The sequence below is a fragment of the Stenotrophomonas sp. STEN225 genome (assembly GCF_056756445.1).
This window is the reverse complement of sequence record NZ_JBRRBV010000016.1, coordinates 29,325-43,702: the sequence shown is the minus strand read 5'-3', so window position 1 is coordinate 43,702 and position 14,378 is coordinate 29,325. Positions and strand designations below refer to the sequence as shown.

Here is a 14,378-nt window from a genome sequence, read left to right as displayed (position 1 = left end):
CGGCCACGCGCGTTGTTCTTGGTTCTGGTTATCACGTCTCGCTGCTGCGCTGGGTCGAGACGTGAGTTTAGGGAGACTTATCGGCCGCCAAATTACTGGCACATAATCCAGACGCCTTTCCCGGTTTTTTCGTCGTCGCAGGATCCCACAACCGCTGTCCTCTCTCGCAACTAACTATTCAGGGGGCGCAATTCCAAGGCCAAATGTATGAGGGAGGCAAGTGGCGCAAATATGTGCGATCAACTGACCGGAAGTCGTCCCATTCCGCCCCAATTTCGGTGCGCGAATTCTCGTCACGCGTGGCCCACTGCCGGAACAGCCATGCTCTCCGGATTCACGATCTTGTTACAGATTTCCCAGATCTTTGCGGCTCGCGCATCACGGAACGTCCGGTAGGTAATCGAGTCAAATGCCATGGTGCTCGGAGCGGCTGAGTAGGAGGTTACTAGGAGATGTCTCTCGATTGGGGCGCCGGAGGCCTTCAATCGACTGAAGTAGTCTGCAGGTAGTTCAGCGCGTTTGCGAATGTTGTCAGTCGCGCCAACGAACCGGAAATTGCCTATGGTGTTCACTTCGCTGCTTGGAAGTCCAAGCTTGGTGAGCAGCGCGTGACGTGGATAGATGTGGTCGATATGAGGCTCGTTCCCTTTGAACTTCACGTCAAATGGCGAGCCTCCCATCTGGTCTACATAGACGAGGTTTAGCAGGATGTAGCGAAGCCTGCTGGTGTGAAGGTGACCGGGCCGAAGCTCAGTTTCGCTGCTGCGACTGCGGAAGAACGTCTTGATCTCTTCCATGGGGAAGTCAGCTGGACAGCGGCTTCCCACAATCGAATGCAGACCATTGATAACGGAGTCGGTACTCTGAGAGTACCAGCCAAAGATCTGCGCTTTGTAATGGTACGCGCGCATCAAAGTCCTGCTGCGTTCATTTGGCTTTGGATTTGAATACAGGTAGTCGAACAAGGGGATGAAGCTGTTGTAGCTCCGAATGACCTTGTCAGCGTACACCTTGAGGTCAGATTTCAGGAAGTCGCGTAGTTCTTGGAAGGCTTGTTCAGCTCGTCCCCAGTTGGCCTTCATTTCCTGAAGCAATGTTGCGCCATACTCGCCGCTGAACTTCTCTGGCGAGGTTTCAGCCCCCCGCCCGTGAACTACAAGTAGGCACTTCAACGGGAAGGATTTGTCGAAATCCAAATTCGTACTATTGAGAAGCTCCGTGGTCTCCTCAATAGCTTCTTCGATTTCGTCCCATCCTTCCTTCATGGCAGCAAACATGAGATCTGATGCGTCGAGTTTAGTGCCGCCGGAGTTTACTCGAACAAAGATGTCCAGCACTGTTCTATACGGGTACCTGTTGGCGACGCCATCCAGCTCTTGAACCCAGAAGTGTTTTTCTTCTCGCAACAGCGAGACTAGTTGAGCGAAATTTCGGCGAACGAGCTTCTGGCGCGCTTTCTGCTGTTCATCGGTAGGCTTTTCTTCCACATGCATAGACGAATCGAGTGTGTCCAAGGAGTCGTTGGCGCGTTCAGACAATTCTTCAGCATTCTTCTGCGAATCTTTCCCCAGTAGGTCTGCAACCCTATACCAAGGGGATAGGAGTGGCGATGTCGAAAATTTCAGAGAGTACTGCAGGCCGGATTCGGAAACTGCGTCTCCGCTAGTAATGTCGAAGTACGCCTCGGCCCGGTCCTTCCCCTCAGGTTTGATCGCCCCTGAAAAAATGGCGAAAAGTGTCTGCAGACGCTGCTGGCCGTCGAGAACAAACACCTTCTCGTGGCCTTCCTTGCTGACGTTAGATGCGTAGTGATCGCTAAGGTCGGCATCCCAATCCACTACATCCATGAACTCACGCGCTTTGATTTCATCCTTGGTGCGCCAGAACAGTAGCGTCTGAATTGGGTAATTTCGCATGAGGCTGTCGAAGAGCTTGACCATCTGCTCTTCATCCCAGACAAAAGGTCGCTGAATGTGCGGCAGGTAGAGAGAGGTATTGATGTCCTCAATAAGACGGAACAGCGTCTTCGGCTTGTAACTCATAAACCCAATCTCCAATGCAACCCAATGTGTTGTTCTGATGATATCAGCGAAGCTGAACAGGCTATTCCAGCTTCGTGCCATGTGTTGCTAGGGGGGTAATCCTGGCGGCGCTTGAGAAGGTCGTTCCATGGGACTAGCGGCTCCCAACATCGTCCGATCAGCCAGGCCGAGGCGCGGTACGCCCTCCAGTGCTGCATCGTCGCCGGCCGATTCCACCCGGACGGCAATTAGCAGTTTGCTCATGGACATCCGCAGGCCCAGCAAGGCCAGGATGCCGCCCAAGGCCAGCCGCTACTTGGACTCGGCCTCCCCCAGGCGCAGGTCGGCAGAAGACGCAGTTGAGCAGTCCGATTCGACAGGTCTCACAGCACCAGCCGCTTCCACCATGTAGAAGCAGGCGCTGAACACGCGCTTCTCCGCACCATTCGTGGTGCCGGAGGTACCCGGGGTGTAGCCGGAAACAACCACTCTATAGTGCTTTCCCGCACGCAAAGCTGTGCCGAGTGCAGGCTTCCCATCCTGACCGTACGGCAGACACTGACCAGGACCCAGCGCAGGGTCGGTAGACCCTTCGCGAAGAAAGATGCGCTGCCAGACAGGCGGATGTCCCTTGCCCACTTCCGTCACTGTCACGCCCGCGATAATCGGCGGGGCAGCACGTGTCTCACGCGTGTCAGGCACGCCAAAACACGGTACGCCATCGTGTGCCTGGATCGTGGCGCGCTGATAGGTCCCATGGGGCTGTGAACCCGTGGCCATCATTGGCAACAGCAGGATCACCAGGGCCACCGTCTGTCGCATCAACGGGTCACCTCGAAGTGGCATCTGCTACGTGCCGTCTTCGCGTACGGGTGGCGGTCCGGACGAGAGTGCAGTCGCGCAGTCCGATATGACGGATTTCATGCTTTTGCCGGCCACGTCCACCATGTGGAAGCAGGCACTGAACACACGCGCCTGTGCTTCATTCTTCTTGCCCGGCGTGCCAGGTGTGCGCCCCCATATCTCCACCTGGTAGCGCTTGCCCGGCCGCAGCGCGGGGGCGGATGCCGCGCCCTCGCCGTAGGTGAGGCACTGGCTGGGGGGCAGCGCAGGTTCGGTTGTGCCCTCGCGCAGAAAATCATGTTCCCATAGCGGGGTGCCGCCGGTGCCCACTTCCATCACGGACACGCCAGTGACAAGGGGGGCGTTGACGCGCGTTTCATGGGTATCGGGCACGCCGAAGCAGGGCACACCCTCACGGCTCTGTATCGTCGCCTGCTGGTAGCGACCGGCTGGCGAGGAGCAGCTGGCCATCATCGGCAGGAGCAGCCCCAGCAGAGCCACCGGCAGTTGTAGTCGCATCATCGGGTCGTCCTCGGGAGGTTGTCCTTGCTGCTGCGGTCGGCCAGGAACTGGGAGAGCGCGCGCTCGAGTTGTGCGCCGATGCCAGCCGTCGCGCGATAACGCGTGTTGTTCATGCTCGACTGTGAGCCACGGAACGTGACGAGGAAGTAGTCCGCCAGAATGTCACCCTGGGCCTCCATGTTGTAGTCATGCAGCAGCCGCGTCTCGTCAAGCACGTAGTCGTAGCTCATGTTCGGCCGGGGTGCCCGCACCAGCTTGACGTTGTAGCCAAGCTGATACTGCCAGACGTGGGCCATCTCATGGATGAAGAACGCCTGGAATCTCACGGTATCCAGCGAGTAATCCTCCCGATAGATACCCTTCGGGAAATACATCTGCCCGTTGGGCGTCACGGCAGTGTCCTTGTCCTGGAAGCCGAAGAACATCCAGTAGCCGTGGTTATGGACTTTCACGGTGCTGTAGTCGACTGCATCGCCGAACACCAGGCGTGCCATTTCGATCTCGCCGGCGGTCATGGCGCGTTCGTGGCCAGGCGCGCTTACCGGTACCACGGAGGTGCCCATGCCCTCGGCGGTGGTCACCACACCGTCCACATCGAACACTTCCGCTTCGTCGGTGCTGGCCGGTGCCGTGCGCGCACAGCAGCCGGTCGGCTGTGTCGGCGGGCGCAGTTCGGCACGCACGATGGCCTGGCTCTGCGCGGTCGATACCCGCGCCGTCTCGCCCTGCGCATTGGTGGTGCCGGAAAGGGTCTGCCCATCGGCCAGATGCAGCGTGTACGGCACCTCGGCCAACGGTGCGCCTTGCAGGCCGAGAAAACGGATGGCCTGATCGAACGCGGTGGGCAGTGCGCGCGCCAGCTGTGCGGCCGTGCTGGCGACCGCGGCCGCCTTGCCGGCACCGCCTGCGGCCCCGCCGCCGCCACCACCCCCTCCGCCCCCCGTGACATGCACCACGGCCTGCTGGCTGGACAACACCCGGCAGCCGCAGGCCAGCGCGCTGCCGTGCAACGCCACCGGCTGGCCGTCCACCATCAAGGTGGCATCGCCTTCAACAATTGGAAAGACGCCTTTATGCAGGGTAGGGCAGGTCGCCTTGTCGCTGACCCGCGCGACGCCGATGCCGTCGATGTCGGTTTCACTTGAGGCCGTGATGACCCGTCCGCCGCTGGAGGTCGGGTCCCCCATCACAATCCAGTTCCGTCCCATGGTTCGCTTCCATTGCAGACCAGGGCTCCATGATGCGCCGGTTCAGGTCGGGTTGGCTGAATAGGCGGCGAGGCGGATGGCAGGCCGCACTGTGTCGCGACCCGCCGTGGTGCTGCGGGTTCTGGATCAACGCAGGCGTGCCTCGGTCAGCGGCGTCGAGTGAAGGCGGTCACAAGTTGATGTTTCACTCGCGGCGCTCTGTCGCGTGCTGCGCCAAATGCCGCATCTGCCTCTTTTCCAGAGGCCGCGCAGGGCAAACGATGGCCGCGCCAAGGCACCCGCCCTGGCCGGGATTGGCGTCCCGAACATACGTTGTCCGTCGAGTCGCGGTTGCACCTCCCATTGCAATCACGACAATGCACCGTCTGCCAGTTCATGGCGGACGGTGTGTGGGGATCTTTTGATCCGCCGGCATTGGACAATGTATCCGGCACGCCAACCCGCACCGTCCGCCACCTTGCCTCCGCGGGTGGCCCACCTGTGAGGTTGCCGCCATGCCTGATCTGCGCCCCGACTATCCCCGCCTGCACGCCCTGCTCGGCGATGCGCTGCGTGATCTTCCCAACACCCTTGCTGAAAAGATGGAAGACGCCCTCAGCGATGCCGCCGCGTCCTCGCCACCGTCCGCGTTCTTCACCCATCTGCTGGGCCATGGCAGGAACCTGCGCGCGGATGGCCAGCCCTGGACCGAAACCCGCCTCAGCCCGGGGCGTGCGTTCGATCTGGCCCTGGCGACCCGATGCGCATCCGGTATCACCGCGCTGACGGCAGTGCTGCAGGCATCCCACGTGGCCCGAGAAAACGACGATCCGGACGGTTATCCCTCGGCGGCGCTGGTCCATGGCATGTTCGACGCCTGCCATGCGCTGTCGATGCAGATCGAGCGCTGCCTCGTTCCCTGAGCCGCCTGTTGTCCCTCACGCCTCGTTTGCATTTCCGCCGTCCGCCATTGCTAAGGTCGCTGCGCACCCCGAACAGGAACCTGCAATGACCCGGATGTCCTCGCTCACGCTGCTCGCACTCTGCCTCGCCCCCACGCTGGCCTTCGCCCAGTCCGATCGCGAGGTGGCCGAACACATGGTCACCCGCGCCGCCAATGTCTGCCCCGGCCACAGCGCCGAGCGCACCACGCCCACGGTGAAGAAGGTCCCGGTCGGCGCGCTGCGGGTGATGCTGGATCGTGGCCTGGTGATGTGCCCGGACCGGCGCCTGGACGCCAGCGCGCCGGCCGTGTTCTACGGCCGGGTAGGTGTGTTCGGCTGGAACCCGGACGTTCCAGCGGCAGCGACCGTGGTCATCGGCCAGATCGACGCGATGACGCGCAAGGACGAGTACCCGGTGGAAACCCTGGTGTGGGATGCCCAGGGCGGGGCGCTGAGCCAGCAGACCGTGCCGGCCTTCGAGCCGCGCCCTGGCGCCGCGGTGCTGTACAAGGTCCGCTAGGGCGCCATCGGAGGCGCGGTGTCCGGCACCAGCGTGAACCGGTAGCGGTTCTCGTAAAGCTTCACTTCCAGCTGTGTCCGGCCGCGCCGTTCGAGGGTGTACAGCTTGCCGGCCCAGGGGCTGCCCAGGGCCGTGATCGGATTGATGTTGCCCAGCCGGCTGGCGTCCAGATGCACCACGACGCGGTCGTCCAGGTACGCCACCTTCACCGTGCTGAAGAACGTGGCGTACTGGCCGCTGGTCATCGCGGCATAGCCGGACAGCTCCGGGTGCGCCACCAGGAAGGCGAACTGCGTGCTGAAGTCGATACCGGAAAGATCCGGCGCGCGGTACTGCGATTGCCGGGCCCACGCAGCGTCGGTGCTGTCCAGCGCATCGGCGGAGGTGATGGGGAAGAACTGGAGATCCATGTAACCGGGGCCGTTGCCATCGACGCGGGCCTGCCCGCCTTCCACCGAAGCCGACGAGACCAGGTTCGGGTAGGCCAGCGCCGGCAGCCCGCTGACACGGAACTCGCTGTGCGCCTGCACCTCCTGCGGTGGGTTGAAGAACTCGCCGACCTTCTCGCTCTGGCAGGCCGAGAGCAGGGCCAGCAGGGCCAGCGGCAACGCGCGTCCGAGCGCGGAACGGGGGTGGATCATGCGATGTGCCTCATCCTTGGGGGACGACAGTAGACCACGCTCTGCGGCAGCGGTACTGGTCCGACGCATTGCGCTGCCTGTTCAGGCATGTATTTGCGGGGCTGCGTGCACAAGCCCGACGCGTGGATATGCTAGCGTTGAGACGTTCCACCGTTGGCCTGGATGCCTGATGAACTACGCTGAATGGATTCGCGAACAGCACGCGCGCAGTGTGGCGGCCGAGCAGATCGCCGAGGCCGCGCTGGATGGGCCGGCACTGTGTGCCGGCGACACCGAAAGCCTTGCGCCGCTGCTGCGGGGAGTGAGCCAGCTGCTGGCGGTGCCGGTGGCCGATGTGCAGATTGTCGGCTCGGCCCGCTTCGGCTTTTCGCTGCGCGATGGCGCGGCTTTCGATCCCGCGTTTTCCGATCTGGATCTGGCCATCGTCAACGCCGGGTTGTATCAGCGGTGCTCGGCGCCGACGGCGGCGTCGGCCGATGCTGCCCGCTTCCCGGAGCGTGATTTCCCCGCCGACGAGCGCATCGCAGTGCGCAAGGCATTCGATGCGCTTTCACTTTCAGTGGCCGACCGCTTCGCCTACGTCTCGGTCGCGGTGTTCCCGGACCAGGCCGCGCTCGTGCGCGCACAGGCAGGGCGCATCCGTACCTATCTGGGCGTTGCGGGCCCGGCGCCCGCTGCCCGGACGGCCGGTGCCGCGCCCGCCGGCGCCGTGGAAACCCCCTTCCAGCACATCGTGGATGCGGGCCTGCCGCAGTACCTGCTGCCCATCGCTGCCAGTACACCGGGCAATGCCTCCCCCTGGCTGGCCGACCGTGCGGCCTTCGAGCGCGCGTTCGGCGGCAGCAGCCTGCGTCGGGTGCGGCTGGCGGCGCTGGGGCGCGCACTCGCCGACCTGGCGCAGGTGGTGCAGGTGCACTGCTGTCTGGTGGGCGGCAGCTTCGTGGACGTCTCCAATGCCGTGCCGAACGATCTGGACATCGTGGTGTTCTACAGTGCGCGGGCAGACGTCCGCTTCGAGCCGGGGCGTGCGCTGCAGCGGCTGACCCGCAAGTTCCTGCTTGAACACATCGACATGCGTTTCGTGCCGTGCGACGCCGAGCCGTGGCTGATGGTCAAGCTGACCTCGTACTTCACCCAGTTGTATCAATCGCGCCGGCCGGGCACCGAAGCGCGCGAACATGGCCTGGTGCTGTTGCTGCCGGGTACCGGGACGGGGCAGTGATGACCGCACGCCTGGCCACCGCGCCCACGGATATCCCCGTCGCCACCGAACGGGCGCTGATGCCGCTGCCGCCGCCGCAGCCGTCCCCGGCGCTGGCAGAGCGGCTGCAGGCGTGCAACCTCAGGCTGCCCGCACTGCTGCCCTGTGCGCAGCCCTGCGAAACGCTGTGGTCCCATCGCGGGCATCCGCGGCTGCGGGCGGCGGTGCAGCAGCTGCGCCATCCGCTGTCGGCGCACATGCAGATGCCGGCGTTCGATCTGGCCGCGCTGGCTGCGGCGGAGGCTGCCGAGGCCGACGTCTATCGGCAGTGGCACCGCACCGTGCAGGGGCCGCTGTCGATGGCCGATGTACAGCGCTTCGTCTCGCTCAGCACCGGCGGTGACGGCGCGCTGCGCAGCGGGCCGGTATGGATCCGCGCCCATGATGGGCGCGCGCAGCTGCCGATGGTGCCGGCCCTGCAGGGGGCCGCGCGTTGGGACGAGCTGCTGCGGCAACGGGCCGCGCCCGATCCGGCTGAGGGCCTGCGGTCTGCGGTGCAGCTGCTGGCGCTGGCCAACAATGCGCATGCCTTTGCCGACGGCAATGGCCGGCTGGGGCGCGCGCTGTTCAATTTCTGCCTGCACCGCGCCGGGCTTCCGCAGGCCTGCTTCATCCCGCTGAAGGTGCTGACGGTGCTGTCCCGTGGCGGCTACGAAGTGCGCCTGCGCGAGGCGGAACTGTACGGTCGCTGGGAAGGGCTGTACGCCTGGCACTGCACGGCAATCGAGTTGTATGCATGGCTGGGACAGCAGCCGGCCATGCCCGACCGGAACGAGGATGTCTGATGTTCAACAAGCGCTATTGGCGGGTGCAGTCTGAAGTGAGCGAATGCGGGCTGGCATGCCTGGCGATCTGCTCGTCCATGCTGGGCGCGGATCTGGAAATGAGCGAGCTGCGGCGCAAGTACCACAACTCCCAGCGCGGTGTGGACCTGAACCAGCTGATCGCGCTGGCCAGCGCGCTGGACATGCAGTGCCGGCCGGTGCGCTGCGAGCCCAGCGATCTGCAGCATCTGGGCACGCCGGCCATCCTGCACTGGAAGCTCAATCATTTCGTGGTGCTGGAGAAGGTCTCACGCGGCCGCTACCACATCATCGACCCGGCCCATGGATCGCTGTCCTTCAGCGAAGCGGAGCTGTCCCAGGCCTTCACCGGCATCGCGGTGGAGGTCAGTTCCTCGCCCAGCTTCCGGCCGCGCAAGCAGCGTTCGCCGCTCAACATCTGGTCGATGATCCGCTTCAAGGGCGGCGTCGGCACCGCGCTGTTCCATACGCTGGTCTATACGCTGCTGCTGCAGGGCTTCGTGCTGTTGTCACCGTTCTTCATGCAGCTGGCGGTGGACGAGGGTGTGCTGCGCGGCGACCGCGGCTTCCTGATGGCGCTCGCGCTGGGGTTCGGTGCGGTGGCCGTGTTCAACAGCCTGGCCGAGGCGCTGCGCGGGGTCACGCTGCAGCGGGCGTCGGCGTTGATGGGCTGGGACATGAGCCGGCGCCTGTTCCATCATCTGGTCAGCCTGCCGCTGACCTGGTTCCATCGACGCCGTCTGGCCGATGCGCTGTCGCGGATGGAGTCGATCGACCCGATCCGCCAGCTGATCGCCAACGGGCTCATCGGCGCACTGCTGGACGGTGTGCTGGCGCTGGGCATCATCGTGCTGATGTTCGTCTACTCGCCGCTGATGAGTCTGGTCGCACTGACTGCGCTGGGGCTGTACGTACTGATGCGGGTGGCCGCCATCCCGATGTCGATGAAGATGGGCATGGCCAGTCTGCAGGCGAACATCGCCGAGCGCGGGACGCGCATCGAAACGCTGCGCGCGATGCAGTCGATCAAGACCATGGGCGGCGAGTTCTCGCGCGAATCGATCTGGGCCAACAAGTACGCCGATCTGGTGCGTGCTTCGTTGAACAGCGCCAACCTGCAGATTGGCATCGGCGCGGGGCGCACCCTGCTTGATGGCCTCAGCCTGGTGGCCATCGTCTACATCGGCGCCCAGGCGGTACTGGCCAACACGCTGACAGTAGGCGCGCTGTATGCCTTTGTGGCCTACCGGCAGCAGCTGAGCAACCGGCTGACCACGCTGGTGGACCAGTGCATCGCCTGGCGCCTGACCGAGCTGCATTCGGACCGCATTGCCGATATTGCCCTCAGTCCCAGCGAAGAGGGCTTCAGCAAGGATCCTTCGGCGTCGGACAGCATGGAAGGACACATCCAGCTGCGTTCGGTGTACTTCCAGTACTCGGCACAGGAAGCGCCGGCGCTGAAGGACATCAACCTGGCCATTGCGCCGGGCGAGTTCGTGGCCATCACCGGCCCGTCCGGCTGTGGCAAGAGCACGCTGGTGAAAGTGCTGACCGGGCTGTACCCGCCCAGCGCCGGCGAGCTGCTCTATGACGGGCTGAACATCGCCAGCTGGGGGCCGCGCGTGGTCCGTCAGCGGATGGGCGTGGTGATGCAGGATGATGAGCTGCTGACCGGTTCGATCGTGGAGAACGTGACCTTCTTCGCCGAGCGCCCGGACATCGCGCTGGTCTGGCAGTGCCTGGAGATGGCGGCAGTGAAGGAGGATGTGCAGCGCATGCCGATGCAGCTGGAAACGCTGGTGGGCGACATGGGCTCGACCCTCTCCGGCGGCCAGAAGCAGCGCCTGCTGCTGGCCCGCGCGCTGTACCGCAAGCCCAGCATCCTGGTGCTGGATGAGGCCACCGCGAACCTGGACGTGGCGCGCGAGAGCCGCATCTACCAGGCGCTGGCGCAGTTGGATATCACCCGCATCCTGATCACCCACCGCCCCGACACCATGCGCCTGGCCGACCGTCTGGTGCGCATCGATCAGGGCAGGGTGGTGGGCGATACCCGCAAGCCCACCGCAGCGGCGCCCACAGCAGCGCCGACCGTCAACCTCATTCCTGCCGTCGTTTCGCCGCCAGCAGCGGTTCCAGCAGCCAGTCCAGCAGCGAACGCTTCTCCAGAACCAGACAGGCTTTGAGGCGTGCTACAGCCAGGAATGAAACCACGCCGATGCGGGCATCCAACCAGAATTACCGGGCGCCCAGCGCCCGACAATCGCCATCCTTCACTGCACGGTGGGGCGCATATCCTAGCGTGCGGCGCGATAGAAGCTGAGCAGGCACTCGTCGAGGGATCCATCGGTAGTGAAGTGCAGGACAGTCCCATTGGAACGAAGCTCGTAAGCAGATTCCCTGCTCACTCGTTCAGCGGCTGCATTGTGCGGGCTCGGCGGATACATGAACTGCTCAAGCGCGTATTTTTCCTTCAAGGACGCAGCGGGATAGCAATGACCCTGTTCCAGCTTGGCATAGAAGAAACTGATTCCCTGCACCAGGCGCGGATGGATCCTGAATTCGGTATAGGCGATCCGGTAACCATCGCGGGTCTCGATCGGGCTTGACCTGAAAACGACGGGGTCGGTATTGCTGTTGCCCTGCTGCATGAATTCACGTGCGCCCATGCTTCGGAAGAAATCGAAGCCCAGCGGCCAAGGGGCATCGGCAAGCTTCTGAATCACGTCTTCAAGTGAATTCTCGTTGCTGTCCTTTCCTCGGGCGCCGTCTTCAGCAGATGCCTGGAATGCGAGTGACAGGGTCAAAGACAACAGAGGCAGCAGGAGATGCTTCCGGGAGAGATTGAGGTTCATCGTTCCTGTTCCTGGAGATGGCCGCCAAGTCGCCACATGGAAGCCACCTCATCGCCAGCTCTGCGCGGAGCGTGGGCATTGCGGTTCCGCGACGGCGCCGACCGTCAACCTCATTCCTGCCGTCGTTTCGCCGCCAGCAGCGGTTCCAGCAGCCAGTCCAGCAGCGAACGTTTCTCCAGAACCAGATCGGCTTTGAGGCGCATGCCCGGGGTCAGTGCCAGCGCCTTGCCATAGGCCTGCATCTGCTGGTCGTCCAGCGCGGCCAGCAGGCGGTACTGGCTTTCCACGGCCTGCAGGTCGGCGGGCAGTTCCTCTGGTGATGTCGGTGAGCGCGCGATCTTGACGATCCGGGCGCGGCCGACGCCGAACTTCTGGTAGGGGAAGGCGTCGTACATCAGCCGCACGTCGGTGCCGACATTGACGAAGGCGATGGCCGAGGAGGGCACCCACAGCTCGGCGAACAGCTGCGAGCCTTCCGGCATCATCACCCCGAGCGTGCGCCCGGCGGTGACCGTGGCGCCCGGCTTGGCCTGCAGCCAGGTGACCTGCCCGGCGGACTGCGCCACCAGATTGAACTGCGTGCCCAGCTTGTAGTTGATCGCCTTCTCGCGTGCGCCCAGCAGTTCGGACAGCGCGGTGGCGCGGTTGGCGTCACGCTCGGCCTTGAGGCGGCCCAGCTCGTGCCGCATCTGCTCGTGCTCCTGTTCCAGCTGGGCAATGCGCGTCTGCACTTCGGCCACCGATTGGCGCACGTTCAGTACCCGCACCTCCGCGTCGCGGTACTGCAGTTCGGATACCAGCTTGTCCGCGCGCAGGCGGCCCAGGTCGTGCACGGTCTTCTCGGCGATGGCCTGCTGTTGCTGGTACAGCGTGACGTTGTCACGCAGTACCGAAAGCTGGCGGGTGGTGCCCAGCATGCGCTCGCGGATGCCGGCCTCCTGGCTTTCCAGGGATGCTTCGGTGGCGCGTTCGCGATCGACCGAAGCCTGGGTGAGGCGCTCGGCCATGCCGGACAGGGTGGCGCCGGTGCTTTCGCCGGTGTCGATCACCGAATCCACCGAGACGCTGACGATGGGGTCGCCTTGGCGGACCTTCGCGCCTTCCTCCACATGCACGTTGCTGACGATGCCCGAACGCTGGCTGATGATCGGCAACAGGCCGCGCGAGGGGACCAGCGCACCGGATACGGTTTCCTTGCGCGGGAACGAGGTGGTCACCAGGAACAGTACCGCCAGGCCCAGCAGCGCAACCACGAAGCCGGTGGCCAGCCACATGCCGACGCCCGGGGCCTGCACCGGGGAGCCGAAGCGCTGCGTGGCGGCCTCGATCGCTTCGTTGCGGAACAGCGGAATCACATCCGCCGTCTCATCCTTTCTGGCTGGTTCCATGTGGCCTGCGGTGCCGCGTCGTTGCGGAGAGTGGGATGGGTAGGGACATCATCGCGCGGTTCGGGGCGCAAGGCAGCCACGGCCACCGGCCACGTCCACGTAGTAGTCGTAATCGTCGCGCAGGCCGAAGCCCACCCGCCAGGAGATCGGGAACACGTTGGCGGGCTGGTCGGAGACCTGGGTCTGCAGGGTGACCGTGCGGCCATTGAACGTGACCGGGGCGGTGGCCTCGGCGTAGCGGACCGGTTGCAGGCCGTGCATCGTCCAGCGGCGTCGCTGCACCAGGCTGGCCTGTGGGTAGGTGGACAGGTCCACGCCGGAGGCTTCCAGTGCGACATCGGTGCCGGTGTCGAGCAGGACGAGCTCGTCGCGCTTGCCGATGCGCATCGGCAGGCGCAGCGAGTACTGGCCGCCCCACAGTGCAGAGGTGGTTGCCAGGGATTGCCGGCAGGTATCGGCCGGCAGTGTCTTCAGCAGCTCCAGCTCGGTGGGCCGCAGCACCAGCGGACCCAGCCGGTACAGCAGGTCCAGGCCGATGATGTTGAACTCGATCTGGTCGGTGACCGTGAAGGCGACGTTGCTGAAGTGCAGATCGCCCAGCTGCACATCGACCGGAGCGGCCAGGCCGATCGCCACGGTCTGCCCGGGCCGCGAATTGTCGGTGGCGAAGCCGTCGGTCACCGCCAGGCCCATCGCCTGTGCGGCCTTGCGGCTGATATGCGAACGGGTGGCGCCGGTGTCGATGATGAAATCGGAGTCGATGTCGCGCTGCTTTCCATCCTGGCCGCCCCGGATCTTGCCGCGGATGACAGGAACACCGGCCTTGGCCGACAGCGGCAGGCGGGTTCCGGCAGGCGGCGGTGCGGCCAGCGTGGCCGATCGCGGCCATTGGCTGAAGGACTCGAACGCGGGGGCGGTGATGCCGCTTACTTCCTCGCCTGCACGCAGCGACGGCGCGACATGCTGTTGATAGAGCGCGCGGACCTTCTGCATGTCGGCGGCCCAGCCGGCGATGTCGCCTTCCAGCAGACGGTTGCCGGCACGCAGGCTCCGGCACAGGTACATGACCCCCTGGCTCTTTTCGGCCACCACGGCAGCGTCGGCGATACAGGTGTCGGCCCAGCGATTGGACTGGGCGATTTCGCCACGCGTGCGGTGGTAGCCGGCACGTGCGGCCAGCCGTGCCGTGGTATTGGATTTGCCGATCCGCTCCAGGGCCGCGCTGTTGCCCTGCATCACCGCTACGGTGATGCCATGGCTGTCTTCAGCGACCACATCGCGGGCCCCGGCGGGGGCGGCCACGCCCAGTGCGATCACTGCGGACATCAGGAATTTCATTGCCTCAGCTCCTCTGTGACACGTATCGGCCGCCCGGTCTCCCGGGCGGCCGATG

Annotated in this window: 13 protein-coding genes; 5 read left to right on the top strand and 8 right to left on the bottom strand. The window is 64.4% G+C overall.

Annotation, left to right across the window (positions count from 1 at the left end; genetic code table 11):
• Nucleotides 1-293: 293 nt before the first annotated feature.
• From ACVOJ1_RS15080 to ACVOJ1_RS15065, 4 genes are all read right to left on the bottom strand, one after another.
• Nucleotides 294-2,042: a DUF262 domain-containing protein gene (locus ACVOJ1_RS15080; protein WP_346480597.1), complete on the bottom strand. Its 1,749-nt coding sequence runs from the start codon at nucleotides 2,040-2,042 to the stop codon at nucleotides 294-296.
• Nucleotides 2,043-2,333: 291 nt separating this feature from the next.
• Nucleotides 2,334-2,843: a hypothetical protein gene (locus ACVOJ1_RS15075; RefSeq protein WP_346480596.1), complete on the bottom strand. Its 510-nt coding sequence runs from the start codon at nucleotides 2,841-2,843 to the stop codon at nucleotides 2,334-2,336.
• A 27-nt stretch (nucleotides 2,844-2,870) separates the two neighbouring features.
• Nucleotides 2,871-3,386 (bottom strand): hypothetical protein, encoded by a 516-nt coding sequence (locus ACVOJ1_RS15070; protein WP_346475630.1) that lies wholly within the window; start codon nucleotides 3,384-3,386, stop codon nucleotides 2,871-2,873.
• Nucleotides 3,383-4,573, bottom strand: a complete 1,191-nt coding sequence (locus ACVOJ1_RS15065) for a PAAR domain-containing protein (RefSeq protein ID WP_346480595.1) — start codon at nucleotides 4,571-4,573, stop codon at nucleotides 3,383-3,385. Before ACVOJ1_RS15065 ends, ACVOJ1_RS15070 begins: the two co-directional genes overlap by 4 nt.
• Nucleotides 4,574-5,088: 515 nt before the next feature.
• On the opposite strand from ACVOJ1_RS15065, the gene ACVOJ1_RS15060 reads away from it, so the two are divergent.
• Both ACVOJ1_RS15060 and ACVOJ1_RS15055 read left to right on the top strand, forming a co-directional pair.
• Nucleotides 5,089-5,496, top strand: coding sequence for a hypothetical protein (locus ACVOJ1_RS15060; RefSeq protein WP_322523151.1), 408 nt, complete (start codon nucleotides 5,089-5,091; stop codon nucleotides 5,494-5,496).
• A 109-nt stretch (nucleotides 5,497-5,605) separates the two neighbouring features.
• Nucleotides 5,606-6,037, top strand: coding sequence for a hypothetical protein (locus ACVOJ1_RS15055; protein ID WP_322523201.1), 432 nt, complete (start codon nucleotides 5,606-5,608; stop codon nucleotides 6,035-6,037).
• Here ACVOJ1_RS15055 and ACVOJ1_RS15050 read toward each other — a convergent pair.
• Entirely contained in the window at nucleotides 6,034-6,678 is a 645-nt protein-coding gene (locus tag ACVOJ1_RS15050; protein WP_065183049.1) for a hypothetical protein, read from the bottom strand. The two genes, ACVOJ1_RS15055 and ACVOJ1_RS15050, sit on opposite strands and share 4 nt — an antisense overlap.
• Nucleotides 6,679-6,847: 169 nt before the next feature.
• On the opposite strand from ACVOJ1_RS15050, the gene ACVOJ1_RS15045 reads away from it, so the two are divergent.
• Genes ACVOJ1_RS15045 through ACVOJ1_RS15035 form a run of 3 tightly spaced genes read left to right on the top strand, consistent with a single transcriptional unit; the run spans nucleotide 6,848 to nucleotide 10,928 of the window.
• Complete coding sequence (locus ACVOJ1_RS15045) at nucleotides 6,848-7,900, top strand: DUF6932 family protein (RefSeq protein WP_346480594.1); 1,053 nt, start codon at nucleotides 6,848-6,850, stop codon at nucleotides 7,898-7,900.
• Complete coding sequence (locus tag ACVOJ1_RS15040; protein WP_164153095.1) at nucleotides 7,900-8,724, top strand: Fic family protein; 825 nt, start codon at nucleotides 7,900-7,902, stop codon at nucleotides 8,722-8,724. Before ACVOJ1_RS15045 ends, ACVOJ1_RS15040 begins: the two co-directional genes overlap by 1 nt.
• Complete coding sequence (locus ACVOJ1_RS15035; RefSeq protein ID WP_164184964.1) at nucleotides 8,724-10,928, top strand: peptidase domain-containing ABC transporter; 2,205 nt, start codon at nucleotides 8,724-8,726, stop codon at nucleotides 10,926-10,928. Before ACVOJ1_RS15040 ends, ACVOJ1_RS15035 begins: the two co-directional genes overlap by 1 nt.
• Nucleotides 10,929-11,039: 111 nt before the next feature.
• On the opposite strand, the gene ACVOJ1_RS15030 is transcribed toward ACVOJ1_RS15035, so the two are convergent.
• From ACVOJ1_RS15030 to ACVOJ1_RS15020, 3 genes are all read right to left on the bottom strand, one after another.
• Entirely contained in the window at nucleotides 11,040-11,597 is a 558-nt protein-coding gene (locus tag ACVOJ1_RS15030) for a hypothetical protein (protein WP_346480593.1), read from the bottom strand.
• Nucleotides 11,598-11,707: 110 nt separating this feature from the next.
• Nucleotides 11,708-12,985, bottom strand: a complete 1,278-nt coding sequence (locus ACVOJ1_RS15025) for an HlyD family secretion protein (protein WP_080375280.1) — start codon at nucleotides 12,983-12,985, stop codon at nucleotides 11,708-11,710.
• 48 nt (nucleotides 12,986-13,033) lie between these two features.
• Entirely contained in the window at nucleotides 13,034-14,323 is a 1,290-nt protein-coding gene (locus ACVOJ1_RS15020) for a retropepsin-like aspartic protease (RefSeq protein ID WP_346480592.1), read from the bottom strand.
• Between the last annotated feature and the right edge of the window lie 55 nt (nucleotides 14,324-14,378).

Excerpts from the sequence above, each read along its gene's own strand:
- ACVOJ1_RS15080 (WP_346480597.1), bottom strand. The coding sequence starts at position 2,042 with ATGAGTTACAAGCCGAAGACGCTGTTCCGTCTTATTGAGGACATCAAT.
- ACVOJ1_RS15075 (WP_346480596.1), bottom strand. The coding sequence starts at position 2,843 with ATGCGACAGACGGTGGCCCTGGTGATCCTGCTGTTGCCAATGATGGCC.
- ACVOJ1_RS15070 (WP_346475630.1), bottom strand. The coding sequence starts at position 3,386 with ATGATGCGACTACAACTGCCGGTGGCTCTGCTGGGGCTGCTCCTGCCG.
- ACVOJ1_RS15065 (WP_346480595.1), bottom strand. The coding sequence starts at position 4,573 with ATGGGGGACCCGACCTCCAGCGGCGGACGGGTCATCACGGCCTCAAGT.
- ACVOJ1_RS15060 (WP_322523151.1), top strand. The coding sequence starts at position 5,089 with ATGCCTGATCTGCGCCCCGACTATCCCCGCCTGCACGCCCTGCTCGGC.
- ACVOJ1_RS15050 (WP_065183049.1), bottom strand. The coding sequence starts at position 6,678 with ATGATCCACCCCCGTTCCGCGCTCGGACGCGCGTTGCCGCTGGCCCTG.
- ACVOJ1_RS15045 (WP_346480594.1), top strand. The coding sequence starts at position 6,848 with ATGAACTACGCTGAATGGATTCGCGAACAGCACGCGCGCAGTGTGGCG.
- ACVOJ1_RS15040 (WP_164153095.1), top strand. The coding sequence starts at position 7,900 with ATGACCGCACGCCTGGCCACCGCGCCCACGGATATCCCCGTCGCCACC.
- ACVOJ1_RS15035 (WP_164184964.1), top strand. The coding sequence starts at position 8,724 with ATGTTCAACAAGCGCTATTGGCGGGTGCAGTCTGAAGTGAGCGAATGC.
- ACVOJ1_RS15030 (WP_346480593.1), bottom strand. The coding sequence starts at position 11,597 with ATGAACCTCAATCTCTCCCGGAAGCATCTCCTGCTGCCTCTGTTGTCT.
- ACVOJ1_RS15025 (WP_080375280.1), bottom strand. The coding sequence starts at position 12,985 with ATGGAACCAGCCAGAAAGGATGAGACGGCGGATGTGATTCCGCTGTTC.
- ACVOJ1_RS15020 (WP_346480592.1), bottom strand. The coding sequence starts at position 14,323 with ATGAAATTCCTGATGTCCGCAGTGATCGCACTGGGCGTGGCCGCCCCC.